Genomic DNA, 25,518 nt, shown 5'->3' with positions numbered 1-25,518 from the left:
GCAGCGCCACCCCCTGCCCGGCGTCCTCGACTGGATCGCCCCACTGGCCCGCCGAGCCGCGGGCCTGGCTGGCGGCACCCGCTTTGCCCCGGCCGGTCCGGGCCAGCGCGGAAGGAGCCGGATACGCGCGCACGGCTCCGCGGGAGGGGCGGATTGCAACGCCAGCCGGGATGAAAAAGACACGCGGCAAAAACCATCCACAGATTAATCACCCGGTGCGTGCCACTACATGTTGACACCCCTCGCCGCCGCTGCCCAATATGGTGGTGCTTTGGTTCCCCCGGACAGACTCGGGGGCGAAGAGGGAAGCCGGTGAAAATCTGGCGCTGCCCCCGCAACTGTAAGCGGCGAGTCGCGGTTCAAACCCACTGGTGAATCAACACCGGGAAGGCGAACCACCGGCGCTCGAGCCGTAAAGTCAGGAGACCTGCCAGAGCACGAGTGACGACCGCGGCGGAGGGCCCGGGCGCGCAGGCGGGCATCAGGCAGAGCCCCGTCTCCGTGTCCCCACCGCCGGAAAAACAGGCAAGACCCAAGGGGACAAAAAATGACCATCACCGTCTATTCCAAACCCGCCTGCGTGCAGTGCACCGCGACCACCCGCGCTCTTGAGGCGCGCGGGCTTCCGTTCGACGTGATCGACCTCACCGAGGACGACGACGCCATGCAGATGGTGCAGGGCCTCGGCTATCGGCAGGCGCCCGTCGTCGTCGCCGGCGACGACCATTGGGCCGGCTTCCGCCCCGACATGATCGGCCGGCTCTCCTGAGCCGATGACGGGCGCGCGGGGGCATCTGGTCTACTTCTCCAGCGGGTCGGGCAACACCGCCCGGCTGGTGGAAAAGCTGGGCCTCCCCGCCACCCGGCTGCCGCTGAGCGCGGCGGCGCCCGTCCCCCTGGTGACCGAGCCCTTCGTGCTCGTCACGCCCACCTACGCCGATGGCGAGGGCCGGGGCGCGGTGGCCAAGCCGGTCATCGCCTTTCTGAACCTCGCCGCCAACCGCGCCCTGCTGCGCGGCGTGATCGCCGGGGGCAACCGCAACTTCGGCGCCACCTTCGCCCTCGCCGGCGAGGTGATCGCCACCAAATGCAACGTGCCGCTGCTCTACCGCTTCGAGCTGGCCGGCACCGAGACAGACATCGCCCGCATCCGCAGCGGGCTGGACCAATACTGGGGAACACAATGCTTGACGCCAGCCTGACGCAGGGCCTCGACTACCACGCGCTGAACGCGATGCTGAACCTCTATGACGCCGAGGGAAAGATCCAGTTCGAGGCCGACAGGATGGCGGCGCGGCAGTACTTTCTGCAGCACGTCAACCAGAACACCGTGTTCTTCCACTCGCTCGACGAGAAACTGGGCTACCTGGTGGACGAGGGCTACTACGAGCCCGAGGTGCTGGACCAGTATTCGAAGAACTTTCAGCGGGCGATCTGGGAGGCGGCCTTTGCCAGGAAGTTCCGCTTTCCCACCTTCCTCGGCGCCTTCAAGTATTACACCTCCTACACGCTGAAAACGCGGGACGGGCAGCGCTACCTGGAGCGCTACGAGGACCGGGTGGTGATGAACGCCCTGGCACTCGCCCGTGGCGACGAGGCGCTGGCGATGCAGCTGATGGAAGAGATCCTCTCGGGCCGCTTCCAGCCCGCCACGCCGACCTTTCTGAACGCCGGCAAGAAGGCGCGGGGCGAGTTCGTCTCGTGCTTCCTGCTGCGGCTCGAAGACAACATGGAGAGCATCGGGCGCGGCATCAACTCGGCGCTGCAACTGAGCAAGCGCGGCGGCGGCGTGGCCCTGATGCTCACCAACATCCGCGAGCACGGCGCCCCGATCAAGGGGATCGAAAACCAGTCGTCCGGGGTCATCCCGGTGATGAAACTGCTGGAGGACAGCTTCAGCTATGCCAACCAGCTCGGCGCGCGGCAGGGGGCGGGGGCGGTCTATCTCAACGCCCACCACCCTGACATCCTGCGCTTTCTCGACACCAAGCGCGAGAACGCCGACGAGAAGATCCGGATCAAGACCCTCTCGCTCGGCGTGGTCATCCCCGATGTGACCTTCGAGCTCGCCAAGCGCAACGAGGACATGTATCTCTTCTCGCCTCATGACGTCGAAAAGGTCTATGGCTGCGCCTTCTCGGAGATCTCGGTCACCGAGAAATACGAGGAGATGGTCGACAACCCGAAGATCCGGAAGAAGAAGATCAACGCCCGCGCCTTCTTCCAGACGCTGGCCGAGATCCAGTTCGAGAGCGGCTATCCCTACATCATGTTCGAGGACACGGTGAACCGCGCCAACCCGATCGCCGGGCGCATCGCCATGTCGAACCTCTGCTCCGAGATCCTCCAGGTCAACGAGGCCTCGGAGTTCAACGACGACCTGAGCTACGCCCGCATGGGCACCGACATCTCCTGCAACCTCGGCTCGATGAACATCGCCCGCGCGATGGACGGCGGCGACCTCGGCGCCTCGGTCGGCACGGCGATCCGGGCGCTCAACGCGGTCTCCGAGATGTCGGCGATCGACTCGGTGCCCTCGATCCGCAAGGGCAACGACGAGAGCCACGCCATCGGCCTGGGCCAGATGAACCTGCACGGCTTCCTCGCCCGCGAGCGCATCCACTACGGCTCGCCCGAGGGGGTGGAGTTCACCTCCGTCTACTTTGCCGCCGTGCTCTACCACGCGCTCGCCACCTCCTGCGCGCTGGCGCAGGAAAAGGGCAGCCGGTTCAAGGGCTTCGAGCAGTCGGCCTATGCCGACGGCAGCTTCTTCGACAAGTATGTGACCCGCAGCTGGCAGCCGGAGAGCGCCGAGGTGAAGGCGCTCTTCAAGCGCTTCGGCATCGCCCTGCCCACCCGGAAGGACTGGGCCGCGCTGAAGACGCAGGTGATGGAGCACGGGCTCTACAACCGCAACCTCCAGGCGGTGCCGCCCACAGGCTCGATCAGCTACATCAACTACGCCACCTCCTCGATCCACCCGATCACCGCCAAGGTGGAGATCCGCAAGGAGGGCAAGATCGGCCGCGTCTACTACCCCGCGCCCTACATGACCGGCGAGAACCTCGAGTTCTACCGCGATGCCTACGAGATCGGCCCCGAGGCGATCATCGACACCTATGCCGCGGCCACCGAGCATGTGGACCAGGGGCTTTCGCTCACGCTGTTCTTCCCGGCCGAGGCCTCGACCCGCGACATCAACCGCGCCCAGATCTACGCCTGGAAGAAGGGGATCAAGACGATCTACTACATCCGCCTGCGCCAGGCCGCGCTGGAGGGCACCGAAGTCGAGGGCTGCGTGTCCTGCACCCTCTGAGGTGGACAGATCTTCACGAGGATTTTTCGGCCCCGAAGAGTTCTCGTGAGAATTCCAATTCCCCGTTCAACGTTCTGCCTAAGGACCGCCGCCATGAAAGACACCGTCACCACCGCCCGCCCCGTCCCCGCCGCGATCAACTGGAACCGGTTGCAGGACGACAAGGACCTCGAAATCTGGAACCGCCTTACCGCCAACTTCTGGCTGCCCGAGAAGGTGCCGCTGTCGAACGATATCCAGAGCTGGTCTCAGCTGAAGGAGGCCGAGCAGCAGCTCACCATCCGGGTGTTCACCGGCCTGACCCTGCTCGACACGATCCAGAACACGGTGGGCGCGCCCGCGCTCATGCCCGACGCGCAAACCCCTCACGAGGAGGCCGTGCTGACCAACATCGCCTTCATGGAGGCGGTCCATGCGCGCAGCTATTCTTCCGTGTTTTCAACCCTGTGCCGCACGGCGGAGGTGGATGAGGCGTTCCGCTGGTCGTCGGAAAACGAGCATCTCCAGGCCAAGTCGCGGCTCATCCTCGACGAGTACGACGCCGCCTCCAACCCGCTCCGCAAGAAGATCGCCTCGGTCTTTCTGGAGAGCTTCCTGTTCTACTCCGGCTTCTACCTGCCGATGCACTGGTCGTCGCGGGCGCGGCTGACCAACACTGCCGACCTGATCCGCCTCATCATCCGTGACGAGGCGATCCACGGCTATTACATCGGCTACAAGTTCCAGCGCGCCATGGAGCGGCTGCCCGAGGCCGAGCGCACCGAGCTGAAGGACTTTGCCTTCGCGCTGCTCTTCGATCTCTACGAGATCGAGGCACGCTACACCGAGCAGCTCTACGACGGGCTGGGGCTGACCGAGGACGTAAAGAACTTTCTGCACTACAACGCCAACAAGGCGCTGCAGAACCTCGGCTTCGAGGCGCTCTTCCCCGAAGACGCCTGCCGGGTGAACCCCGCCATCATGGCCGCCCTCTCCCCCGGCTCCGACGAGAACCACGACTTCTTCTCCGGCTCCGGCTCCAGCTACGTGATCGGCAAGACCGTCGCCACCGAGGACGACGACTGGGATTTCTGACGGGGTCCGTCGCACACTCCCGCGCCCGGGGCTTGGCCCCCTGCCTGCGACCCGCCGGTGCCCCCTGCCCCACCGGGCTCCGCAGGTCCGGCAGGGCCCGGCGCGCGCGGCAGACTCCGGGTCGCCTTTGCGGGAATTTGTGCAATCATCGCCGCGCCCGCAGCACAGACCAGGGGAGATCCCGCATGAACCCGTTTACCTTCAACACCGCCAGATCCATCCGCTTCGGCGCCGGTGCGGTGCGCGACCTGGGAGAGCTGGTGCGCGCCGGACTTGGCAGCCGGGTTCTGCTGGTGACCGATCCGGGCATGGTCGCCACCGGGCTGGTGGCGCGGGCGCTCGACGCGCTGAAGGGCGCCGATGTCGATGTCGCCGTCTTTTCCGAGGTGCAGGCCGACCCGCCCGAGGCGGTGGTGATGCAGGCGGCAGAGGCCGCGCGGGCCGCCGGGGCCGAGGGGATCGTGGGCTTCGGCGGCGGCTCCTCGCTCGACGTGGCCAAGCTGGTGGCGCTGCTGGCCCCCGGCGGCCAGGCCCTGAGCGAGGCCTACGGCATCGGCAACGCCCGCGGCCCGCGCCTGCCGCTGATCCTCGTGCCCACCACCGCCGGCACCGGCTCCGAGGTCACGCCGATCTCCATCGTCACCACCGGCACCAACGAGAAGATGGGCGTGGTCTCGCCCCATCTGCTGCCCGACATCGCCCTGCTCGACCCCGAGCTGACCCACGGGCTGCCGCCCGCGATCACCGCCGCCACCGGCATCGACGCGATGGTGCATGCGATCGAGGCCTATGCCTCGGCCTCGGCCAACAACAACCCGCTGTCGCGGATGCTGGCGACCCAGGCGCTCACCCTGATGGGCGGCGCGCTGCTGAAGGCGGTGCACGAGGGCACCGATGCCCAGGCCCGCGCCGACATGCTGCTGGGCTCCATGCTGGCTGGGCAAGCCTTTGCCAACTCCCCCGTCGCCGCCGTGCACGCGCTGGCCTATCCGCTGGGCGGGCACTTTCACATCCCCCACGGGCTCTCCAACGCGCTGGTGCTGCCCCATGTGCTGCGCTTCAACATCGTCACCGCGCCGCAGCCCTATGCCGAGCTGGCGCCCTTCGCCTTTCCCGAGCTGGCGCGCCTCGAGGGACAGGCGCGGGCACAGGCCTTCTGCGAGGCGCTGGCGAAGCTTTCGCGCGACTGCGGCCTGCCGGCCACCCTGCGGGAAATGGACATCCCCGAAGACAGGCTCCCCAGGCTTGCCGCCGACGCGATGAACCAGACCCGCCTGCTGGTGAACAACCCGCGCGAGCTGACCGAGGCCGATGCCCTGTCCATCTACCGCGCCGCCTACTGACCCGGCACTGCGCACTCCCGCGCCCTGCCCTGCCCTGGCCTGCCCGGAAATTGGGCAGACGGGCGCGCCGCACCGGGCTTTCATCCGTAAAATAAAAAACCGTCTTGACTGATTGTTTTATCCACCCCCACCCTGTGTCAAACGACTCAGGAGACGCGCCATGCCCGATACCGACGATTACAAGCAACGCAGCTATGGTGAGATTCCGGTGGGCCTGGGCGCCAAGCCGGGCATCGTGGTGGTGGACTTCCAGAAGGGCTTCACCGAGGCGCAATACCCGCTGGGCGGCGCGCCGCTGGTCATGCGGGCGCTGGAAAACACCGCCAAGCTGCTCAAGGCCGCCCGCGCCATGGGCGTGCCGGTGGCCACCTGCAACACCGCCTACATGAACGAACGCGAGATGCCCTACTGGAAGATCACCGCCGTGCGCGAGACCTTCCGCCACGACCACCCCAGCGCCGAGCTGGACCCGCGCATCTACGACCCCGCCTATGACCTGAAGGTGTGCAAGAAGGGCCCCTCGATCTTTTTCAACACCGATGTGGCCGACTACTTCGCCAAGGAGCGGGTCGATACCGTGATCGTCACCGGCTGCAACACCAGCGGCTGCATCCGCGCCAGCTCGATCGACAGCTTCTCGCACCGTTACCGCACCCTCGTGCCCGAGGATTGCGTGGGCGACATCGAGGAGCAGCCCCACCGCGACAACCTGCGCGACCTCGGCCGCCGCTACGTGGATGTGGTCGATCTCGACTACGTGCTGGCTTACCTGGACCGCTGGCACAGCGCCCAGGCTGCCGCATGAGCCGCCCCGAACACCGAATGAAAGCCCAGTAATGACCCTGAAACTGCTGAAGAACGCCCGCATCGTCGATGGCACCGCGCCCGAGCCGACAGAGCCCATGGGCATCGTCATCGAAGACGGCCGGATCCGCGATGTCGGCCCCGGCGTGAGCGCCGACACCGACGCGGTGCTCGACATGAAGGGCCTCACCGTGATGCCCGGCTTGGTCGACTGCCACGTGCATGTCATCGCCACCACCGCCAACCTCGGCCTCAACGCGGCCCTGCCTTCCTCGCTGGTCGCGGCCCGGTCCAGCCTGCTGATGCGCGACATGATCCTGCGCGGCTTCACCACCGTGCGCGACCTCGGCGGCGCCGATCGCGGCCTGCAACAGGCGGTGGACGAGGGCGCCTTTCTCGGCCCGCGCCTGGTGATCTGCGGCAAGGCGCTGTCGCAATCGGGTGGCCATACCGACTATCGCGGCCCCTACAGCAACCGCGATGTCTCCTGGTACGCCTCCAGCCTCGGCGCGATGGGCCGGGTCTGCGACGGCATCCCCGAGGTGCAACGTGCCGCCCGCGAAGAAATCAAGAACGGCGCGCAATTCGTGAAGGTCATGGCGGATGGCGGCGTGTCCTCGCCCTCCGACCCGGTCGGCTACCTGGTGTTCTCGGTCGAGGAGCTGAAGGCGATGGTCGAGATCGCCAAGGGCTTCGGCACCTATGCCACCGGTCACCTCTACTCCGACGAGGCCATCGTGCGGGCGCTGGACTGCGGCTTCGAATGCATCGAGCACGGCAACCTGATCGGCGACGATACCATCGCCCGCATCGCCCGCGAGGGTATTCCGGTGGTGCCCACCAACATCACCTACGACGTGCTGCATCGTTCGGGCGCCGACTTCGGCCTGCCGCCGGAATCGGTGGCCAAGATCTCCGATGTCCGCGAGGCCGGGCTGGAGCGGTTGGAAAAGTTCCACGAGGCCGGCGTGCTCATGGGCTACGGCTCCGACCTGCTGGGCGGGATGCAGACAGAGCAGTCGGGCGAGTTCACCCTGCGCGGTCGCTACCTGCCCGCCGATGCGGTGATCCGCTCGGCCACGGTGGATGCCGCCCGCGTGCTGCGGATGGAGGGCGAGATCGGGGCCATAACCCCCGGCGCCCATGCCGATATCATCGCGGTCGAGGGCAACCCGCTCGAAAACCTCGAGCTTCTGACCAGCCAGGGCGCACATATGCCGCTCATCCTCAAGGGTGGGGAGGCGGTCAAGCAGGCCGCATCGCTGTGATGGCGGCCCTGCGCGACTACACCGCCCTCAGCTTCGACGTCTATGGCACGCTGATCGACTGGGAGGCCGGGATGCGGGCCGGGCTGCGGCCCCTGACCGACCGGCTCGACGTCGAGATGAGCGAGGACGCCGTGCTCGAGATGCACGCCCGCAACGAGAGCGCCACCCAGGCCCAGACGCCGGCCAAGCGCTACTCCGACCTGCTGGCCACGGTCTATCGCCGCTGCGCCGAGGAGCTGGGCCTTTCGGTGGACTGGGACGAATGCGAGCGCTACGGTGCCTCGGTGCCCGACTGGCCCGCCTTCGAAGACAGCGCCGAGGCGCTGGCCTACCTCAAGCAGCACTACAAGATGATCGTGCTCTCCAACGTCGACAACCGCAGTTTCGACGGCGCCGCCCGGAAGCTGGGGATCGCCTGGGATGCGATCTACACCGCCGAGGACATCGGCAGCTACAAGCCCGCCCAGCGCAACTTCGATTACCTGCTCGCGGGGATCGGGCAGCTGGGGGTGCAGAAATCGCAGCTTCTGCACACCGCCGAGAGCATGTTTCACGATCACGTGCCGGGCCGGGCCAACGGGCTCGACAACGCCTGGATCTACCGGCGGCACGCCAAGCAGGGCTTCGGGGCCACGATGGACCCGGGCGCCCTGGCCGAGACGACCTTCCGCTTCAACTCGCTCAAGGAGATGGCCGAGGCACATGAGAGCGGCGCTATCTGACGTTCAAGCCAACCGACCCGCCCGGCAAGAGCGCGGGCACCCCACCACTCAACCAACAGGGACCAGACCCATGAAGAAACTCCTCACCTGCACCGCCCTCGCCGGCCTGATGATGACCGGCGCGGCCTCGGCCGAAACCAACTTCATCGCCAACAGCTTCTACGACGGCGCCGTGCCGATGTCGGGCGAGGGCTACGTCCGCTGGGCCGAGCTCGTGCAGGAGCTCTCGGGCGGCGACCTCGTGCCCGAGGTCTACACCGGCACCGTGCTGCTGGCCCCGCGCGCCGCGCTTCAGGGCATCCAGGACAACGTGGTGCAGGTGGCCCATCACGCCGCCATCTACACGCCCTCCGACCTGCCGGTTTCCAACGCCGTGCAGGAGCTGGGCTTCGCCTATTCCGACCCGGTCGCCGCGATCTTCGCCGTCACCGACTTTTCGATGAACAACGAGGCCCAGCTCGCCGAGTGGAAGGACAAGGGCCTCGTCTACCTCGGCGCCTATGCCACGCCCGCCTATGTGCTGATGTGCTCCAGCCCGGTGCGCAACCTCGAGGAGATGAAGGGCAAGCGCATCCGCACCGCCGGCTCCGCCGTCTCTGTCTGGGTCGAAGATGCCGGCGGCATCCCGGTCAACGTACCGTCTTCGGAGATGTATACCGGCCTCGAGCGCGGCACACTCGACTGCGCCACCAACGCCGCCAGCGACCTTGTGGACCGTTCGCTGATGGAAGTGGCCGAGCACACCACCCTGCTCTCGACCGGCATGTACTATTCGGGGCCCCAGTGGGGCTACAACCCCGACTTCTGGGCCACCCTGACGCCCGAGCAGCGCAGCGTGCTGATGGAGGCCTCGGCCCGCTCGATGGCCCGCATCGTAATCGCCTACGGCTCCAAGGTGGATGCTGGCCTCGAGGCCTCCAAGGCCGCCGGCGGCAATGTCTATGAGCCCGAGCAGGACCTGGCCGACCACGTGGCCGAGTTCCGCGACCGCACCACCGCCGCCGCCGTGGAGAAGGCCGGCACCGAGTTCGGCGTGGCCGATCCCGAGGCGCTGATCGGCGATTTCCAGGCCACCATGCAGAAATGGGCCGACCTGCTGGCCGATGTCGACACCACCGACGAAGACGCGCTCACCGCCCTTGCCATGCAGGAGATCTTCTCCAAGATCGACCCGGCCACCTACGGCGCCGAGTAAGCACCTCGCACCGGGCCCGGCACCGCGCCGGGCCCGGCTGCCCTTCAGGACAGATCCATGACCCTCCTCCACAGCACCATCCGTTGGCTCAACATCGGCACCGTCACCGCCGCCTGCCTGGTCATGCTGCTGATGATGGCCCACATCACCCTCGACGTGGGCGTGCGCTACTTCATCAACGGCCAGATCGTCGGCACGCTGGAGTGGGTGTCGTTCTACTACATGGTCGCGCTGGTCTTCCTGTCCTTCGGCTTCGTCGAGATGAAGCACGAGAACATCCGCGTCGACCTCTTCGCCCAGATGATGCCGATGCCGGTGCAGCTGGGGCTCTACATCTTCGCCTGCCTGATGGGGCTCGCCTTCTTCGGCATGCTCTTCTGGCAGTCGCTGACCGATGCCATCAAGGCCACCGCCCGCGCCGAGGAGGCGATGAGCAACTTCCGCTTCTACATCTGGCCGGCCCGCTGGGCGCTGCCCATCGGCTTTGCCGGGGCGCTGCTCGCGGTGCTGTCGAACCTGCTGAAATCCCTTGCCCGGCGGCAGGCGCTTTGATGCGCCCGCACTTCGCGCGCCCGGAGACGACCCAATGACAAATCTCGAAATCGGCGTCGCCGGCGTTGCCGCCGCCCTCGCGCTCATCGCCATCCGCGTGCCCATCGGCGTGGCCCTCGGGCTGGTGTCGATCCTCGGCATCGGCGTGATGTTCAACATGAACGTCGCCTGGGGCATGATCTCGGCCACCCCCTTCGACTACGTCGGCCAATGGGAGCTGTCGGCGGCGCCGATGTTCCTGCTGATGGGGTTCATCTGCTCCTCGACCGACATGACCCGTGGCCTCTTCCTGGCACTCCGCCTCTACCTCGCCCGTCTGCCGGGCGGGCTGGCGATCACCTCGGTGGGGGCCTGTGCCTTCTTCGCCGCCGCCTCCGGCTCCTCGGTCGCCACCGCCTCGGCGATGTCGCGGATGGCCGTGCCCGAGATGCTCGACAACGGGTATGACAGGGGCCTCGCCACCGGCACCATCGCGGCCTCCGGCACGCTGGGCTCGCTGATCCCGCCCTCGGTGCTGCTGATCCTCTACGGGGTCTATGCCCAGGTCTCGGTCGGCCAGCTCTTCATGGCCGGGTTCATCCCGGGGCTGCTCTCGGCGCTGATCTACATGGCGATGATCATGATCCGGGTAAAGCTGAAGCCAAGCCTCGCCGGTACCGTGGCGTTCAACCCCACCCCCGAGGAGCGGCGCGAGGCCTTCCGCGATGTCTGGCCCCTGCCCACCCTCATCCTCGTGGTGCTGGGCGGCATCTTCAGCGGGGTCTTCTCGCCCACCGAGGCCGGCGCGCTCGGCGCCTTCTTCGCCCTCGTCATCGCCATCGTCCGGCGCAAGCTCACCCGCAAGGCGCTGTTCGAGGCGGTCTCCCAGGCCGTGATCTCCACCGGCTCGATCTTCATCATCCTGATCGGCTCGCTGTTCTTCACCCGCTTCCTGGCGCTCTCCGGCTTTCCGCGCGCCTTTGCCGACGCCATCCTCTCGGTCAGCACCGAGACCTGGTGGATCCTCTTCGCCGTCACCGTGATCTTTCTGGTGCTGGGCATGCTGATCGACTCGATCGGCCTGCTGCTGCTCACCCTGCCGATCCTGGTGCCGCTGGTGAACGAGGCCGGGATCCACCCGGTCTGGTTCGGCATCATCGTCATCAAGCTGCTGGAGATCGGGCTCATCACCCCGCCGATCGGGCTGAACGTCTACATGATCAACGGAGCGCTCAACAACCGCGTGACCCTGCCCGAGATCTTCCGGGGGATCACCTGGTTCCTGGCGATGGACCTGCTCACCCTGGTCATCCTCATCGCCTTCCCGATCCTCACGCTCTGGCTCCCGTCGCTGGCATATTGATGCTAGGGACTTGCCCGATCCGAGGAGGGACAGATGGCAAGACACACAGCGGAAAAACGGCAGGCCGAGAAACCGGCCCAGGCCCGCAGCATCGCGACCCGCAAGAAACTGATCGACGCCACCCTCGATGCGATCCTCGACAAGGGCTACAACTCCGCCTCCACCAATGACTTCGCCCAGCGCGCCGGGGTCTCGCGCGGGGCGATGCTGCACCACTTCCCGTCGCGCTCGTCGATCATCGTCACGGCGATGGAGGAGTTGCTGCTGGAGGCCACCGCCGAGATCCGGGCGGTCGCCTCGCAGGTGCACGAGGGCGAGGTGAGCCTGGGCGATTTCGTGGAGTTTCTCTGGCAGATGTTCTCCGGCCGGGTGTTCTACCTGTCGCTGGAGTTCATCAACGAGGCCCGCACCGATCGCGAGTTGCGCGCCGGGATGATGCCGGTGGTCAAGGAGTTCCACGCCGCGCTCAACAGCATCTGGGAGGCCTTCGAGGAGCGCGCCGAAGGCCACCGGGAGCCGACCCTCGTGGCGCTCAACATGACCGTCTGCCTGGTGCGCGGCATGGGCGTGCAAACCGTGCTGAAGGACGACCCGGCCTACTTTCGGACCATGCTGGAAACCTGGAAGACGATCCTGCCGAAACTCCTGGCAGAAGGCCGCACCATGCCCGCCGAAACACCGGAGCGCAAAAGCGGCTGACCCGCGGCCACCGCCAACCCGGCAACGCCTTCCCCGCCGCCCCGGCTCTTGCCTCCGCCGCCCCACCTCCCCTTGATCGTCACGATGGGCCCGCACGCCTGCGGCCTGACATGGAGGCCCCGGGGGTGCCCCAGGGATGCGGGCCCCCAAAGCCCCGCGCGACCCGGCCGGACAGGCCCGCCGCCGCCTTCAGTACTCGATTGCGTCGAGGAAGCGTTGCTGCGCGGTATCGAGATGGCGCTCCAGCAGTTCTGCAGCCTTTTCCGGCAGTTGCTCGTCGATGGCATCGAGGATTTCGAGGTGCTCGGCAAAGGCTTCGCCGTGGCTGAGGTAGCGCGGCGGGAGTTGCAGGCGCACCAGCATCTGCCGGGTTTCCAGATTGCGGAAGATGTCATCGATCAGGGTACTGCGCAGGGCGCTCAGAAAGGTCTGGTGCAGGTCCCAATCCAGCTTGGTCCGCCGCTGAACCAGCGCCTGGCGCTGCTCGGGGGTGTCCATCGGCGCGCCCATGACCTCGCGTGTCTTGCGCCGGAGCGTTTCGACCTCCGCAGGATCGTGGTCCAGCGCGTAGCTGCGCACGGCAGGCACCTCGATCAGTTTGCGCAGCTGGTAGATCTCGCGCACTTCATCCGCGGTGATCTCGTGCAGGATCACGCCCTTCTTGGCGATCAACTCGACAATCCCCTCGCCCTCGAGCCGTTTCAGCGCCTCGCGGACCGCGGTGATGGTCGAGCCCGTGGCTTCGCAGATGTCATTCTGGGTCACCAGCCGCCCCGGACGGAAGACCCCCTGCATCAGGCACTTGAGAAAGCGCTCATAGGCGCCCGATCTCTGAACCGGGATCGCCTGGGCCGCCTCCGCATCCTGGGTCGCTTGCACGTCATCGGTCACGCGCGTTCTCCAAGGCGCTGGCGGCGGGGTCCGCAAGGAGGCCACGCGGCCGCGCCCTTCCAGGGGCATTTCGATCTGGCGGGATGGCCATGACGTTGGGGGGCGGTCATGCCGGATGGCTCCTTCTGCGAACGTACGGGGATAATTGACTTGCGGGGCCGACTCTGTCAAATCCTTACTGAGAGCTTAGCAAAGCGCTTCTTTAAGAGCATAGCCGGTCCGACCTGGGAGGATACCTTGTTTCGCTGGAGTTTCACCGCCTTGGCTGCTTCGGTCCCGAGTGCGCTGCCATTGCCCGCAAGCGCCAAGACGTGCCCGAATCGGTCGAACGTGGGCCCCGGCCAACGGCTGGACTTCTGACAATGGGTTCGGCAGACACCTTCCTCGGCTATCCAAGGCCTCAGGGACGGCCCGGCATTCGCAATCACCTGCTGGTGCTCAACTGCACCGGGCTGACCGATGCCGCCGCCCGTCGCGTCGCCATGGCCCTGCCCGGCGCAGTCTTTGCCACCACGATGTATGGCATGGGCATGGTCGGCGCGGATGCGGATTTTCACAGCGCCGCGCTGGCGGGCATGGCGACCCATCCCAACGCCGGCGCGGTGCTCCTGATCGGAGCAGACCGCACCCGGCTGAACCAGATGATCGCGGTGGCAGAGGCATCACGCCGACCCTTCGCGGCGCTGGGGCTGGATGACACCGGCCATGACGCGCATCTGCTCAGCCATCGCGCCATCCTGGCGGGCGCGCACCTGCTGCGGGATCTCTCGGCCCAGCGCCCCCGGCCCTGCCCCATCTCCAACCTGTTCCTCGGCTTCGAATGCGGGCTCTCCGACCCCTCCTCCGGCCTCGCCGCCAACCCGCTGCTGGGTCACGTCGCCGACTGGCTGGTGGACGCGGGCGGCAGCGTGGTGCTGGGCGAAACCATCGAATGGCTGGGCACCGAAGATGAGCTTGCCCGCCGTGCCGCCACGCCCGAGGTGGGCGCCGCGCTGAAGCGGGCGGTGGCCGAGAGGCTGGCGATGGCCCGTGCCGCCGGGGTGGACTTGCTGGGCACCAACCCCAATGCCGCCAATATCAAGGCCGGGCTCAGCACCATCGAGGAAAAGGCCAGCGGCGCGGTGCTGAAAGCCGGCGCACGGCCCATCCACTCGGTGCTCGGCTATGCCGAAGCACCCGCCACACCGGGCCTGCACTTCATGGATGCGCCCAGCTATTCGCCGGAATCGCTGACCGGCTTCGTCGCCGCCGGGGTGCAGATGATCCTCTTCACCACCGGGCTCGGCAACAGCTATTGCAGCGCCCTGGCGCCGACCCTGAAGCTCACCGCCAACGCGGCCACGGCGGGCAACCTGCCCTGCCAGATCGACTTCGACGCCTCCGCCGCACTTGCAGGCCGACCGCCGGAAGACATCGCCACCGATCTGATCGCCCGCATCGCCGCCACGGCCTCGGGCCAGCTCACCTTCGGCGAGATCATGGGCGAAGGCGCAGAATCCATCAGCCGCTTCGGGGCCGCCATATGAGCATCAAGGCCCACACGGTCCGGCCCGACGACATGGTCGCCTACCTGCTGGCCGCGGCGCAGCCCGGTGCGCAGGTCGAAACCGCCACGGGCGTCTTCACCGCGCAGGCGACCATTCCCGCCTTTCACAAGATCGCCCTCCGGCACATCGCCGCGGGCGAAACCCTCCACCGCGGCGGCTGGCCCATCGGACGCGCCACGCAAGACATCCCGGCAGGCGCCCATGTGCACACGCACAACCTCGTCAGCGCCTATGCGACACCAAAGGAAACCCAATGACCGACAGATTGCCGCGAACTCTCGAAAAGGGCCGCATGTTCAGGGAGAAACTGGCCGCGGGCCGTCCGGTCTCCGGCGCATGGTCGACCCTGGGCTCGCCCGAGGCCGCCTGCCTGATGGCGGGCGCCGGGCTGGATTACCTGTTGATCGACCTGGAGCACGGGCGCGGCGGGCTCGACGGGCTGGCCGCGCAGGTCCAGGCGCTGGCCGCCTTCGACACCGCCATCATGGTGCGCCTGCCCGATCATGATGCCGGCAGCGTCAAGCGCTGCCTCGATCTTGGCGCAAACTGCCTGCTGGTGCCGCAGGTGGACACCGCCGCGATGGCACGGCACATCCTCGACAACGCGCTCTTTCCCACCGAAGGCCGGCGCGGCGTCGCCGTCGGCGCGATCCAGGCCGCCGACTGGGGCTATGCGGCGGAGAGCTACTTCGCCCATGCCAACGCCGCGCTGACCGTGCTGGTGCAGATCGAGTCGCCCGAGGCGGTTGCCAACCTCGATGACATCCTCGCCATCGACCGGCTCGACGGCGTGTTTGTCGGCCCCAACGACCTGTCGGCCTCCATGGGCCTCTTCCGCCAGTTCACCGCGCCGCCGTTCCGCGAGGCCTTCGACCGGGTGCTGGAGGCCACGCTGGCCGCCGGCAAGATCTTCGGCGCGCTGCCTGCGCCGGGCCTCGAAGTCGACAGGCTGGTGAAGCGCGGCGCGCAGGTGGTTCCGGCAGGGTCCGACCAGACGATGCTGCGCGGCGGGGCACAGGCCGTGATCGCAGGGTTGAAAGCCGCAGGAGAAACAGCATGAGCACCCCGAGAGTAGAGCCGCCGGTGCTGCCCGTCGCAGCCGACTGGACCGGGAGCGCAGGCTTCGAAACCCGCGACCCGGCGCTTGGCAAAATCGTGGGCCGCTACGGCGCGGCCTCGGCGGCGGAGGTGGCGCACACCCTCGCCACGGCACGCCGGGGGTTCGGCGCCTGGTCCGCGAAGACCGCCAACCAGAGGTGCGACCTGCTGGCCGCATGGCTGGGCCGGATCGAGAGCGAAACCGATGCGCTTGCCGGTGACATGACCGACGAACAGGGCAAACCGCTGGCCGAGTCCAAGGCCGAGATCGGCAAGGCCCTGCGCGAGGCACGGCAGATGCTGGGCTTTGCCCGCGCCCATGGCGGCCAGACACTGCCGGGCCGAGCGCCGGGCTGGACCAACACGATCCAGCGACGCCCGCGCGGCGTGGTGCTGGCGATCACGCCGTGGAACTTTCCGGTGCTGACGCCCCTGCGCAAGCTGGTCCCCGCGCTGGCCAGCGGCAATGCCGTGGTGCTGAAACCCTCCGAGTACACTCCCGCCGCGGCCATGCGCCTTGTCCGCGCGGCCCACGACCTCCTGCCCGAAGGGGCGCTCTGCCTCGTCAATGGCGCAGGCGATGTGGCGGCGCGCCTGGTGGCCTCCGGGATCGACGCCATTTCCTTCACCGGCTCCGTCCCCACCGGCCGCAAGATCGGCGCCGTCGCGGGCGCCAACCTGGTGCCTGTCTCGCTGGAGCTGGGCGGCAAGAACGCGGTGATCGTCGACAAGGTCGCCAACCTCGATGCCGCGCTCGACGCGATCACCGGCGCGGCCTTCCAATGCGCAGGCCAGCGCTGCACCTCGATCAGCCGGGTGATCGTCCATGCCGATCACCACGAGGCCGCCGCCGAAGGGCTCACCCGCCGCCTGTCCGAGCTGAAACCGGGACCGGGGCGCAATCCCCAGACCACCCTCGGCCCGATCACGACGCAGGCGCAGCTCGACAAGATCACCCGGCTTGTCCGGGCCGCCGAGCTCGACGGCGCAACGGTTCTTACCGGAGGCACCCGTCTGACCCTGCCCGACGCGCCCGAGGGCCTGTTCTTTGCTCCCACGCTGCTGGCCACCGACGATGCCGAGAACCCGGCCTCGACGGAGGAGATCTTCGGCCCGGTCCTCACCCTCACCCGCTACCATAGCGACGACGAGGCCCTGCGGCTGGCCAATGCCACCGTCTTTGGCCTCACCAGCGCGATCTTCACCGACCGGCTCGACTTCGCCAACCGCGCCACCGCCGAGCTGCAAACCGGCATGATCCACGTCAACCACGGCACCGCGCCGGATGACAACATGCCCTTCGTCGGCATCAAGGCCTCGGGCCTCGGCACCGGGTCCGTCGGCCCCTCCACACTCGATTTCTATACGACCGAACACGCCGTCTACGTGGCCGGCTGAAGGAGTTCCCCATGAAGTTCACCAACATCGAAATCCGCGCCTGCCGCCACGAGCCCGATCAGGCGTACAGCCTGAAGGACGGCAAGCCGATCGACTTCGAGTTTCTCGCCATGCGGTTCGATACCGACGAGGGGATGAGCATCGAGACCTTCGGCTTTGCCGGCCGCAGTGCGCTGGCCATGGGGGCGGTCTCGGCGGAACTTCTGCGCCCCTTCTTCCTCGGGCGCGACCCGGACTACCGCGAGAAGCACTGGCACGATTACCGCCGCTTCAACCGCGCCTGGAACTTCACCCCCGCCTATGCCTATGCGCCCTATGACATCGCCTGCCACCTGGCCCAGGCGCAGAAGGCGGGCCTGCCGCTCTACAAGCACCTGGGCGCCGTGCGCGACTCGGTGCCGATCTACGGCTCCTCGCTGACCCTGCCCACCGCCGAGGCCTATGCCGCGGAGGCCAGGGAGCTTCAGGCCAGGGGCTGGGCCGCCTACAAGCTGCACCCGCCGGCGGATATCGACGTGGCCTTCGAGGCCCACCGCGCCTGCCGCGAGGCGGTCGGGCCCGACTTCCGGCTGATGTCGGACCCTGTCAGCAACTTCAATTTCCAGCAGAACCTGCACTTCGGCAAGATGCTGGAAGAGCTGAACTATTACTGGCTGGAAGAGCCGATGTTCGACGAATGCCACGGCTCCATGCGTGAACTCACGCGCCAGCTGCGCATCCCCATCGTCGGCGGCGAGACGGCCGAGAACCATCCCGCCGGCGTGGCCGAGCTGGTGGCCACCCGCGCGGTCGACATCGTGCGCGGCGATGCTTCCTGGTCGGGCGGGATCACCGGGCTGATGAAGACCGCGCACCTGGCCGAGGCCCATGGCATCAACTGCGAGATCCACACCGCGATCTATCACCCGCTGGAGCTGGTGAACCTGCATTGCGCCGCCGCCATACGCAACAACGAGTTCTTCGAGGTGCTGGTGCCCGAGCATCTCTTCGCCATCGGCCTGAAAAACCCGATCGACATCCGCGAGGGCCACGCCCACCTGCCGCAGGCGCCGGGGCTCGGGATCGCGCTGGATTGGGACTTCATCGACAATGCCACGCTGAAGGTGCTCTGATGGCCGATACCGCCCACCCCTCGGCCGCGCGCCGTGCCGTCAACGAGGAACGCCGGCGTCGCTGGCGGCAGGCAGGGACCTATGCCGCACTGACGGTGGTGACCTTCATCCTGGTGTTTCCGATCCTCTGGATGATCTCGGTCTCGCTGAAACCCACGACCGAGACCTTTTCGTTGCCGCCGCGCCTGCTTCCGGACGAGTTCCACTGGGGCGGCTATGCCAAGGTGCTGACCGACCCGAAGTTCCGCACCTTCCTGCTCAACAGCTACCTCGTCGGGCTGGCGGTCACCTTCCTGTCGCTGGTGATCGGCACGCTCGCGGCCTTCGGCTTCTCGCGCTATCGCTTCTTCGGCGACCGGGTGGCCAAGCTCTTCGTCATCACCACCCAGATGGTGCCAACGATCACGCTGCTCATCCCCTATTTCGGCGTGATCGTCTTTCTGGGCCTCTACGACACGCTCTGGGGCCTGGTCCTGACCTATCTGACCTTCGCGCTGCCCTACTCCATCGTGATGATGAACGGCTACCTCGACACCATCCCGCGCGATTTCGACGAGGCCGCCACCATCGACGGCTGCACCCCGCTGGGCGTGCTGGTGCGGGTGCTGCTGCCCGTGGCGCTGCCGGGGATCATCTCGACCGCGGTCTACACCTTTCTGCTGGCCTGGAACGAGTTCCTCTTCGCGCTGGCGCTGACCCGGTCGATGGACATGCGCACCGTGCCGGTGGGGATTTCGATGATGGTCGGCGAGTTCGGCCTGAAGTGGGACGAGATGATGGCGTTCTCGGTGATCGGCTCCCTGCCGGTGCTGATCCTGTTCATGCTCGTCCAGAGATTTGTCGTCGGCGGTTTGTCCGCGGGCGGCGTCAAGGGGTGAAGAGCCCATTCCGCGGGGCAAGAGCGCCCCGCGACCACCAAGGAGGAGACTACCGATGATGAAGACCCGTTTCACCGCATGGGCGCTCGCCACCGCGACGGCGCTGACCCCGCTGGCCGCACAGGCCGGCGAGATCGAATGGCTGCAATGGTTTGCCGCGGAGGACTCGACCGGCTTCTATGACGAGCTGGTCGCCGACTTCCAGGCCAAGCACCCCGACATCACCGTCAAGCTGGTGACCCAGCCCTTCGGCAAGGTGCGCGAAAGCATCGTGACCGACAACGCCATCGGCGTGGGCTCCGACGTGCTCGGCCTCAACATGCCCTGGACCAAGGAGTTTCTCGATATCGGCATCCTCGAGCCGCTCGACGAATACCTGGCCCGCGAGGGCAACAGCTTTGCGACGGAGGACCTGGTCGAAGCGCCCCTGGGCCAGATCGACGGGCACAGCTGGATGGTGCCGCTCAACGCCTTTCCCTTCGTGATGCATGTCAACATGGGCCTGGTGCGCAAGGCCGGCTTCGACGCGCCCCCCGCGACCTGGGAGGAGTTCGCCGCTCAGGCCAAGGCAATCTCGGCGCTGGAGGATGGCACCTCGGGCATCGGGATGCCGTTTTCCTCGCAGCCGCCCTCGAACGGGCCGATCCTGACCTTCCTGCCGCTGCTCTACGCCAATGGCGGGCGGATCATGGACGGCACCACCCCCAACTTCGACAATCCCAAGGTCGTCGAGACGCTGCAATTCCTCAAGGACATGAACGACGCGGGCGGCATCGCGCCGGGCGCGGCATCGCGCACCGGCGGTGTCGATCTCGAGGAGTTCATCGCCGGGCGCACCGGTTTCCTGATCTCGCCGGGGGTGCACTCCAGCTCGATCACCGGCCGCAACCCGGATCTCGACTACACGCTGGTGCGTGTGCCCTCGAACGGCGACAAGGCCTATCGCGTCCACGGTTGGGAAATCGGCATCTCCGCCGACAGCGACAACAAGGAAGACGCCTGGACCTTCGTCGACTACCTGCTCTCGCCCGAGGTCAACGCCCGCGCCGCCAAGGCCGCCAACGCCCTGCCCGGCAACCTCGCCGCGCTGGACATGGTCCGCGAGGGCGCCGACGAGACGCTGCTCAAGCAGATGGAGATCCTCGAAGGCGACACACCCGTCGAGGAAATGCGCCAGTCGCCCAAGGCGGCCGGCAGCTGGTCGGTCATGACCGAGGAAATCCAGTCCATGCTGCGCGGCGACAAGACGCCCGAAGAGACCGCAGCCGCCGTCCAGGCGCGCTGGTTGGACCTCGCCAAGTAACACGCCCAGTGATCGTACAGGGCCGGGCGCATACGCGCGCCCGGCCCGCCCTGCCCATGAGGACGAACCAGTGACTGCAATGCTTCGCCAGATGACCACACGTGGCACGCCCTACCTGTTCCTGCTGCCGGGGCTGGTGATTCTCGGGGCGCTGCTCTCGGTGCCGCTCTACAAGGTCGTCGAATATTCGCTCTACGACAACGTCATCGTCGAGCGGAACCCCACCTGGGTGGGCCTCGACAACTACACCACGCTGCTCACCGATCCCGGCTACTGGAGCGCGGGGCTCAACACCCTGGTCTTCACCATCGGCTCGGTGGCCGGACACATGGTCGTCGGCATCGGGCTGGCGTTGCTGGTCAATGCCGATATCAACCCGCGCGCCCGCACCTTCTTTCGCTCCATGCTGGTGCTGCCCTGGATCTTCACCGCCGTGGTCGTGGCGCTGAACTGGCAACTGCTGCTCAATCCCTTCGGACTGGTCAACTACGTCCTGCAATGGCTGGGCCTTACATCGGAGCCGCTCGACTGGCTGGGCAATCCCGACCTCGCCATGTGGTCGCTGCTGCTGATCTCCACCTGGCGCGGCTATCCCTTCATCATGGTCAGCTTTCTCTCCGGCCTGCAGACCGTCCCGCGCGAGCTCTACGAGGCCGCCGAGATCGACGGCGCGGGCTTCTGGCACAAATTCTGGCACGTCACCCTGCCGCAGCTGAAACCGGTGATCTACGGCGTCGCCCTGCTCGACCTGATCTGGACCTTCCAGCTCTTCCCGCTGGTCTGGCTCTCCACCGGCGGCGGACCGGGCCGCGCAACCGAAGTGCTCTCCACGCTCACCTTCCGCCTCGCCTTCGTGGATTTCCAGTTTGCCCAGGCGGCCACCGTCGCCGTTTCCATCCTCATCATCTCGGCGGCCTTCACGCTGCTCTACCTGCGCAACGAAGCGCGCCGTCTGTAAGCCCCGGAGTCCCCATGTCACGCATTGAAATCCGAAACCTCGTAAAGATGTATGGCGCCCAGCAGGCGCTGCACGGGATCGACATCTCGATCGAGCCCGGCGAGTTCTGCGTTCTCGTCGGCCCCTCGGGCTGCGGCAAGTCCACCACCCTGCGCATGGTGGCCGGGCTCGAGACCATCTCGGGCGGCGAGATCGCCATCGGCGACCGGGTGGTGAACGGCCTGCGCCCCAAGGAGCGCGGCATCGCGATGGTGTTCCAGAACTACGCGCTCTACCCGTCCAAGACGGTCTACAACAACATGGCCTTTTCGCTGCAACTCTCGAAGATGCCCAAGCCGGAGATCGACCGCCGCGTGCGCGAGGTGGCCGAGATCCTCGAACTCACGCAACTGCTCGACCGCAAGCCGGGTGCGCTTTCAGGCGGCCAGCGCCAGCGCGTTGCCATGGGCCGGGCCATCGTGCGCGACCCGGAGGTGTTCCTGTTCGACGAGCCGCTGTCCAACCTCGACGCCAAGCTGCGCGGCCAGATGCGGGCCGAGATCAAGCGCCTGCACCAGCGGCTGGAGAACACCATCATCTACGTCACCCACGACCAGGTCGAGGCCATGACCCTGGCCGACCGCATCGTCATCATGCGCGACGGGCGGATCGAGCAGCAGGGCACGCCGGACGAGATCTTCCACGACCCCGACACCGTCTTCGTGGCCGGGTTCATGGGCAGCCCGCCGATGAACCTCGTCGATTGCATGGTCACGCCCACGGGCCTGAAGCTGGGCGACAGCGAGATCGCCTGCGCCACCCCCGAGCGCATCCGGCCCGGCGAGCGCGTCATCTGCGGCATCCGCCCCGATGACATCCGCCCCGCATCCGACCAGCCCGGCGGCGCGCCGATCACCCTGCCGGTTACCCTGATCGAGCAGCTCGGCACGGAGAAGCTGGTGCATTTCAGCGCCGGCAGCCACGACATGATCGGCAAGACCGGCGGGCGGACAGAGCTTGCCGAAGGCCGCCCGCAAGAGCTGTCCTTCGACATGACCCACGCCTATTTCTTCGACCCAGAGAGCGGAAAGCGCATCCGATGAGCTCATCCGTCAAGCCCGTGGGCCTCGGGTTCGGCCTGCTGGGCACAACCAACACCGCCCCGATCCCCGATGCACAGGCCGAGCGCATGATGGCCGCCGCCTGGGAGCTGGGCATCCGCCGCTTCGACACCGCGCCGCTCTACGGCGGCGGGCTGTCGGAGGAGCGCCTGGGGCGGCTTCTGAGGGGCCTTCCGCGAGATGAATACGCGCTCTCGACCAAGGTCGGGCGCTACCGCGATTATGCGGCAGCCGTCACCAACCCCAAGGACAACCCCGGCGACTGGCGCGACTACTCCCGCGACGCCACCCTGCGCTCCGTCGAGGCCAGCCTCGAGCGGCTGGGCGTGGACCGGCTCGACATCGCCTTCGTCCACGACTGCGACACCCACATCGGCGCGGCCCTGAAGGGCGCCCTGCCCGCGCTGGCCGAGTTGAAGTCGCAAGGCCTTGTGGGCGCCATCGGCTGCGGCAGCAATGTCGCCGCCACGCATCTGGCCCTGCTGCGCGCGGCGGAGCCCGATGTGCTCATGGTCGCCGGTCGCTTCACCCTGCTCGACCAGTCGGCGGCGGACGAGCTGTTTCCGCTCTGCCTGTCGCGGGGCGTCGAGGTGGAGCTGGCCGCGCCCTTCAACTCCGGCATCCTCGCCACCGGCCCCGACGACGCGACAACGCGCTTCGACTACCAGGCCCCGGACGAGGCAACGCGGGCCCGGGTCCGCGCGATACAATCCGTTTGCGCGGCGCAGGGCATCCCGCTCAAGCGCGCCGCCCTGCACTACAGCGCCGCCCACCCGGCGGTCACGCGGCTGGTGCTGGGGCTGACCGATCCGGCCGGCCTGCAATCCAACCTTGCCGACCTCGCCGCCCCCCTGCCCGCCACGCTCTGGCCCGCGCTGGCGGAGCTGGGCATCCCCGCCCCCACCGGAGAGAGCTGACGTGCCCATCACCGCCATCGACGCCCATGTCCACATCTGGGACCGCAGCCGCGGCGAAACCTTCATCGCCGAAAGGCAGTTTCCCGCGCTCACCGGCAAGGCCTTCCTGCCCGAAGACCTCGCCCCCGTGCTGGCCCAAACCCGTGCAGAAAGTGCCGTGCTGGTCCACGGCCCCGCCACCGTGAAGCACGCGCTGCATTGCCTCGATCTCTGCCACCGGCACCAGGTGTTTCGCTCGGTCGTCGGCTGGGTCGACCTGCGCGACCCCGACTGCGGCAGGCAACTGGCCGAACAGGCGCGCGACCCCGCCTTTCGCGGCCTCCGCTTCACCCCCCTGCTCGACGCCGACCCCGAAGGCTACCTGCGCAGCGCGGCCGCGCTCCAGACCTGCGGTGCCCTGCGCGATCACGGCGCCCTGGTCGAGGTGCTGGCACCGCCGCCGCTCTTCGGCGCGGTCGCGGCGCTCGCTGCGGCACAGCCGGAGCTGCCGGTCGTTCTTGCGCATTTCGGCCTGCCCGACGGCGACCCGGCGCATTTCAACAGCTGGCGTGCCGCCATCGCCCCGCTCGCAGGCTTGCCCAACCTCCATGTCAAACTGTCCGGCCTGCCGCTCGACGGCACGCCCGAGCACGACCGCGCCCTGACAACCCGCCACCTCGATGCGATGCTGGCGTTGTTCGGCAGCGATCGCCTGCTCTACGCCAGCAACTGGCCCGTCGCCACGGCTCTGGCCACGCCGGGCCATTGGCGTAACCTGCTCGACGAGGCCCTGGAGGCCGCCGAGGTGCCCAGCGCGGGCCGGAAGGCGATTTACAGGGGCAACGCCCTGCGGCTTTACTGAAAGGCACCCATGACCCTGATGCCCCTGCAGCTGACGGCCGTCGAAACCAGGCTGGTGCGAACCCCGATCTCGACGCCCGTTCAAACCTCCTTCGGCCTCATGCGCGACCGGCCCACCCTGCTTGTCCGGGTCACGGAGGCCTCGGGCGTGCAGGGGTACGGTGAGGTCTGGTGCAATTTCCCGGTCTGCGGCGCCGAGCATCGCGCAAGGCTTGTCGAGACCGAGATCGCCCCCCGGATCACCGGCAAGGACTTTGCCAGCCCGCAGGATTGCTACACGACCCTCACCGCCGCGCTGCGCATCCTGCGGCTGCAAACCGGCGAACCGGGGCCGATCGCCCAAGCCATCGCCGGTGTCGATATCGCGGTCTGGGACATGGCCGCGCGCCGCGCCGGGCTGCCGCTCCATGCGCTGATGGGCGGCACGAACCGCCAGATCCCGGCCTATGCCAGCGGCATCAACCCGACGGGCGTGCTGGGCACCGTCGCCGCCGCTCGGGCAGCGGGGCACCGGGCCTTCAAGCTCAAGGTCGGCTTCGGCGAGGCCACCGACCGTGCCAATGTCGAAGCCCTCGCGGCGGAGATGGGCGCAGGCGAGAGCTTCATGCTCGACGCCAACCAGGGCTGGGCACCGGATCAGGCGCAGGCCGCCCTGGCCTGGATCGCAGACCATCGCCCCCGGTGGATGGAAGAACCGATGCCCGTCGATACGCCTACCGCCGCCTGGCAAGCGCTCAAGGCCGCCACACCCGTGCCGCTGGCCGGAGGCGAGAACTTTCTGACCCGGGCGGACTATGACGCGGCCACAGGCGGCAAATGGCTGGACGTGGTGCAGCCCGACGTCGCCAAGTGGGGCGGCATCACCGAATGTCTGCCCGTGGCGCAGCAGGTCGTGGCGGAAGGGCTGGCCTATTGCCCGCACTCGCTGGGGGGTGGGGTCGCGCTGGCGGCCTCTGCCCACCTGCTCGCGGCGGCGGGCGGGCCCGGGCTCCTGGAGTGCGACGCGAATGAAAACACCTTCCGCGATGCCGTCTTTCCGCTCGACCTCACTGATGGCCGGGTCACGCTCTCCGAGGCTCCGGGGCTCGGGGTCGAGGTGGACGCGCTGGAGCGCATCTTCGCCTGAAATCGCTCAAAGGCCCCCTGCTCCCCCTTCCGCCG

At 67.5% G+C, this 25,518-nt stretch carries 25 protein-coding genes and 1 riboswitch; of the genes, 24 read left to right on the top strand and 1 reads right to left on the bottom strand.

All coding sequences use genetic code 11. The features are described 5' to 3' along the window. Positions 1–255 precede the first annotated feature (255 nt). A riboswitch (cobalamin riboswitch) is annotated at positions 256–449 on the top strand. A 98-nt stretch (positions 450–547) separates the two neighbouring features. The 12 genes from nrdH (at position 548) to BUR94_RS04450 (ending at position 12,315) form a co-directional block, all read left to right on the top strand. After that, a complete protein-coding gene (gene nrdH / locus BUR94_RS04505) occupies positions 548–769 on the top strand; it encodes a glutaredoxin-like protein NrdH (RefSeq protein ID WP_074255043.1) in 222 nt (73 codons plus the stop codon). A 4-nt stretch (positions 770–773) separates the two neighbouring features. After that, a complete protein-coding gene (gene nrdI / locus BUR94_RS04500; protein ID WP_074255042.1) occupies positions 774–1,202 on the top strand; it encodes a class Ib ribonucleoside-diphosphate reductase assembly flavoprotein NrdI in 429 nt (142 codons plus the stop codon). Beyond that, positions 1,184–3,316 (top strand): class 1b ribonucleoside-diphosphate reductase subunit alpha, encoded by a 2,133-nt coding sequence (nrdE, locus tag BUR94_RS04495; protein WP_074255041.1) that lies wholly within the window; start codon positions 1,184–1,186, stop codon positions 3,314–3,316. Before nrdI ends, nrdE begins: the two co-directional genes overlap by 19 nt. A gap of 93 nt (positions 3,317–3,409) precedes the next feature. After that, entirely contained in the window at positions 3,410–4,390 is a 981-nt protein-coding gene (nrdF, locus tag BUR94_RS04490; protein ID WP_074255040.1) for a class 1b ribonucleoside-diphosphate reductase subunit beta, read from the top strand. Positions 4,391–4,575: 185 nt separating this feature from the next. Then, positions 4,576–5,733 (top strand): iron-containing alcohol dehydrogenase, encoded by a 1,158-nt coding sequence (locus BUR94_RS04485; protein ID WP_074255039.1) that lies wholly within the window; start codon positions 4,576–4,578, stop codon positions 5,731–5,733. 160 nt (positions 5,734–5,893) lie between these two features. After that, positions 5,894–6,538 carry an isochorismatase family protein gene (locus tag BUR94_RS04480; RefSeq protein WP_074255038.1) on the top strand — a complete coding sequence of 215 codons (645 nt, stop codon included), beginning with the start codon at positions 5,894–5,896 and terminating at the stop codon, positions 6,536–6,538. A 31-nt stretch (positions 6,539–6,569) separates the two neighbouring features. Continuing rightward, positions 6,570–7,805, top strand: coding sequence for a metal-dependent hydrolase family protein (locus tag BUR94_RS04475; RefSeq protein WP_074255037.1), 1,236 nt, complete (start codon positions 6,570–6,572; stop codon positions 7,803–7,805). Beyond that, positions 7,805–8,527 carry a haloacid dehalogenase type II gene (locus tag BUR94_RS04470; RefSeq protein ID WP_074255036.1) on the top strand — a complete coding sequence of 241 codons (723 nt, stop codon included), beginning with the start codon at positions 7,805–7,807 and terminating at the stop codon, positions 8,525–8,527. Before BUR94_RS04475 ends, BUR94_RS04470 begins: the two co-directional genes overlap by 1 nt. Before the next feature lie 70 nt (positions 8,528–8,597). Next, positions 8,598–9,722 carry a C4-dicarboxylate TRAP transporter substrate-binding protein gene (locus BUR94_RS04465; protein WP_074255035.1) on the top strand — a complete coding sequence of 375 codons (1,125 nt, stop codon included), beginning with the start codon at positions 8,598–8,600 and terminating at the stop codon, positions 9,720–9,722. A gap of 57 nt (positions 9,723–9,779) precedes the next feature. Next, entirely contained in the window at positions 9,780–10,274 is a 495-nt protein-coding gene (locus BUR94_RS04460) for a TRAP transporter small permease subunit (RefSeq protein WP_074255034.1), read from the top strand. A gap of 34 nt (positions 10,275–10,308) precedes the next feature. Continuing rightward, the gene (locus BUR94_RS04455; protein WP_074255033.1) at positions 10,309–11,616 is read left to right on the top strand and encodes a TRAP transporter large permease; all 1,308 of its coding nucleotides are present in this window, start codon (positions 10,309–10,311) and stop codon (positions 11,614–11,616) included. Positions 11,617–11,649: 33 nt separating this feature from the next. Beyond that, the gene (locus tag BUR94_RS04450; protein ID WP_074255032.1) at positions 11,650–12,315 is read left to right on the top strand and encodes a TetR/AcrR family transcriptional regulator; all 666 of its coding nucleotides are present in this window, start codon (positions 11,650–11,652) and stop codon (positions 12,313–12,315) included. A gap of 189 nt (positions 12,316–12,504) precedes the next feature. Here BUR94_RS04450 and BUR94_RS04445 read toward each other — a convergent pair whose 3' ends face one another. After that, positions 12,505–13,206 carry a GntR family transcriptional regulator gene (locus BUR94_RS04445; RefSeq protein ID WP_074255031.1) on the bottom strand — a complete coding sequence of 234 codons (702 nt, stop codon included), beginning with the start codon at positions 13,204–13,206 and terminating at the stop codon, positions 12,505–12,507. A 362-nt stretch (positions 13,207–13,568) separates the two neighbouring features. Here BUR94_RS04445 and BUR94_RS04440 point away from each other — a divergent pair, with 362 nt between their 5' ends. The 12 genes from BUR94_RS04440 (at position 13,569) to BUR94_RS04385 (ending at position 25,483) form a co-directional block, all read left to right on the top strand. Beyond that, a complete protein-coding gene (locus BUR94_RS04440) occupies positions 13,569–14,732 on the top strand; it encodes a UxaA family hydrolase (protein WP_074255030.1) in 1,164 nt (387 codons plus the stop codon). Beyond that, entirely contained in the window at positions 14,729–15,010 is a 282-nt protein-coding gene (locus BUR94_RS04435) for a UxaA family hydrolase (protein WP_074255029.1), read from the top strand. The genes BUR94_RS04440 and BUR94_RS04435 overlap by 4 nt, the downstream gene beginning before the upstream one ends. After that, positions 15,007–15,813: an HpcH/HpaI aldolase family protein gene (locus BUR94_RS04430; RefSeq protein WP_084192912.1), complete on the top strand. Its 807-nt coding sequence runs from the start codon at positions 15,007–15,009 to the stop codon at positions 15,811–15,813. The genes BUR94_RS04435 and BUR94_RS04430 overlap by 4 nt, the downstream gene beginning before the upstream one ends. Next, positions 15,810–17,249, top strand: a complete 1,440-nt coding sequence (locus BUR94_RS04425) for an aldehyde dehydrogenase family protein (RefSeq protein WP_074255028.1) — start codon at positions 15,810–15,812, stop codon at positions 17,247–17,249. The genes BUR94_RS04430 and BUR94_RS04425 overlap by 4 nt, the downstream gene beginning before the upstream one ends. Positions 17,250–17,260: 11 nt before the next feature. Further along, complete coding sequence (locus BUR94_RS04420; RefSeq protein WP_074255027.1) at positions 17,261–18,361, top strand: enolase C-terminal domain-like protein; 1,101 nt, start codon at positions 17,261–17,263, stop codon at positions 18,359–18,361. Continuing rightward, the gene (locus BUR94_RS04415) at positions 18,361–19,239 is read left to right on the top strand and encodes a carbohydrate ABC transporter permease (protein WP_074255026.1); all 879 of its coding nucleotides are present in this window, start codon (positions 18,361–18,363) and stop codon (positions 19,237–19,239) included. Before BUR94_RS04420 ends, BUR94_RS04415 begins: the two co-directional genes overlap by 1 nt. A gap of 55 nt (positions 19,240–19,294) precedes the next feature. Then, positions 19,295–20,542, top strand: coding sequence for an ABC transporter substrate-binding protein (locus BUR94_RS04410; RefSeq protein WP_074255025.1), 1,248 nt, complete (start codon positions 19,295–19,297; stop codon positions 20,540–20,542). 91 nt (positions 20,543–20,633) lie between these two features. Continuing rightward, on the top strand, positions 20,634–21,500 hold the full coding sequence (locus BUR94_RS04405) for a carbohydrate ABC transporter permease (protein ID WP_175570422.1): 867 nt from the start codon (positions 20,634–20,636) through the stop codon (positions 21,498–21,500). A 14-nt stretch (positions 21,501–21,514) separates the two neighbouring features. After that, the gene (locus BUR94_RS04400) at positions 21,515–22,582 is read left to right on the top strand and encodes an ABC transporter ATP-binding protein (protein ID WP_074255023.1); all 1,068 of its coding nucleotides are present in this window, start codon (positions 21,515–21,517) and stop codon (positions 22,580–22,582) included. Beyond that, positions 22,579–23,517 carry an aldo/keto reductase gene (locus tag BUR94_RS04395; protein WP_074255022.1) on the top strand — a complete coding sequence of 313 codons (939 nt, stop codon included), beginning with the start codon at positions 22,579–22,581 and terminating at the stop codon, positions 23,515–23,517. The genes BUR94_RS04400 and BUR94_RS04395 overlap by 4 nt, the downstream gene beginning before the upstream one ends. A 1-nt stretch (position 23,518) precedes the next feature. Next, positions 23,519–24,358, top strand: coding sequence for an amidohydrolase family protein (locus tag BUR94_RS04390; RefSeq protein ID WP_074255021.1), 840 nt, complete (start codon positions 23,519–23,521; stop codon positions 24,356–24,358). A 9-nt stretch (positions 24,359–24,367) separates the two neighbouring features. Continuing rightward, positions 24,368–25,483, top strand: coding sequence for a mandelate racemase/muconate lactonizing enzyme family protein (locus BUR94_RS04385; protein ID WP_074255020.1), 1,116 nt, complete (start codon positions 24,368–24,370; stop codon positions 25,481–25,483). Positions 25,484–25,518 lie beyond the last annotated feature (35 nt).

The organism is Vannielia litorea, assembly GCF_900142295.1.
GTDB lineage: Bacteria > Pseudomonadota > Alphaproteobacteria > Rhodobacterales > Rhodobacteraceae > Vannielia > Vannielia litorea.
This window is presented reverse-complemented; position numbering and strand designations above follow the sequence as displayed.

Coding starts and splice junctions, on each gene's coding strand:
- BUR94_RS04410 (WP_074255025.1), top strand. CDS start 19,295: ATGATGAAGACCCGTTTCACCGCATGGGCGCTCGCCACCGCGACGGCG.
- BUR94_RS04420 (WP_074255027.1), top strand. CDS start 17,261: ATGAAGTTCACCAACATCGAAATCCGCGCCTGCCGCCACGAGCCCGAT.
- BUR94_RS04425 (WP_074255028.1), top strand. CDS start 15,810: ATGAGCACCCCGAGAGTAGAGCCGCCGGTGCTGCCCGTCGCAGCCGAC.
- BUR94_RS04460 (WP_074255034.1), top strand. CDS start 9,780: ATGACCCTCCTCCACAGCACCATCCGTTGGCTCAACATCGGCACCGTC.
- BUR94_RS04405 (WP_175570422.1), top strand. CDS start 20,634: ATGACCACACGTGGCACGCCCTACCTGTTCCTGCTGCCGGGGCTGGTG.
- BUR94_RS04485 (WP_074255039.1), top strand. CDS start 4,576: ATGAACCCGTTTACCTTCAACACCGCCAGATCCATCCGCTTCGGCGCC.
- BUR94_RS04480 (WP_074255038.1), top strand. CDS start 5,894: ATGCCCGATACCGACGATTACAAGCAACGCAGCTATGGTGAGATTCCG.
- BUR94_RS04475 (WP_074255037.1), top strand. CDS start 6,570: ATGACCCTGAAACTGCTGAAGAACGCCCGCATCGTCGATGGCACCGCG.
- BUR94_RS04450 (WP_074255032.1), top strand. CDS start 11,650: ATGGCAAGACACACAGCGGAAAAACGGCAGGCCGAGAAACCGGCCCAG.
- BUR94_RS04465 (WP_074255035.1), top strand. CDS start 8,598: ATGAAGAAACTCCTCACCTGCACCGCCCTCGCCGGCCTGATGATGACC.
- BUR94_RS04430 (WP_084192912.1), top strand. CDS start 15,007: ATGACCGACAGATTGCCGCGAACTCTCGAAAAGGGCCGCATGTTCAGG.
- nrdH (WP_074255043.1), top strand. CDS start 548: ATGACCATCACCGTCTATTCCAAACCCGCCTGCGTGCAGTGCACCGCG.
- BUR94_RS04385 (WP_074255020.1), top strand. CDS start 24,368: ATGACCCTGATGCCCCTGCAGCTGACGGCCGTCGAAACCAGGCTGGTG.
- BUR94_RS04400 (WP_074255023.1), top strand. CDS start 21,515: ATGTCACGCATTGAAATCCGAAACCTCGTAAAGATGTATGGCGCCCAG.
- BUR94_RS04415 (WP_074255026.1), top strand. CDS start 18,361: ATGGCCGATACCGCCCACCCCTCGGCCGCGCGCCGTGCCGTCAACGAG.
- nrdI (WP_074255042.1), top strand. CDS start 774: ATGACGGGCGCGCGGGGGCATCTGGTCTACTTCTCCAGCGGGTCGGGC.
- BUR94_RS04440 (WP_074255030.1), top strand. CDS start 13,569: ATGGGTTCGGCAGACACCTTCCTCGGCTATCCAAGGCCTCAGGGACGG.
- BUR94_RS04435 (WP_074255029.1), top strand. CDS start 14,729: ATGAGCATCAAGGCCCACACGGTCCGGCCCGACGACATGGTCGCCTAC.
- nrdE (WP_074255041.1), top strand. CDS start 1,184: ATGCTTGACGCCAGCCTGACGCAGGGCCTCGACTACCACGCGCTGAAC.
- BUR94_RS04395 (WP_074255022.1), top strand. CDS start 22,579: ATGAGCTCATCCGTCAAGCCCGTGGGCCTCGGGTTCGGCCTGCTGGGC.
- nrdF (WP_074255040.1), top strand. CDS start 3,410: ATGAAAGACACCGTCACCACCGCCCGCCCCGTCCCCGCCGCGATCAAC.
- BUR94_RS04455 (WP_074255033.1), top strand. CDS start 10,309: ATGACAAATCTCGAAATCGGCGTCGCCGGCGTTGCCGCCGCCCTCGCG.
- BUR94_RS04470 (WP_074255036.1), top strand. CDS start 7,805: ATGGCGGCCCTGCGCGACTACACCGCCCTCAGCTTCGACGTCTATGGC.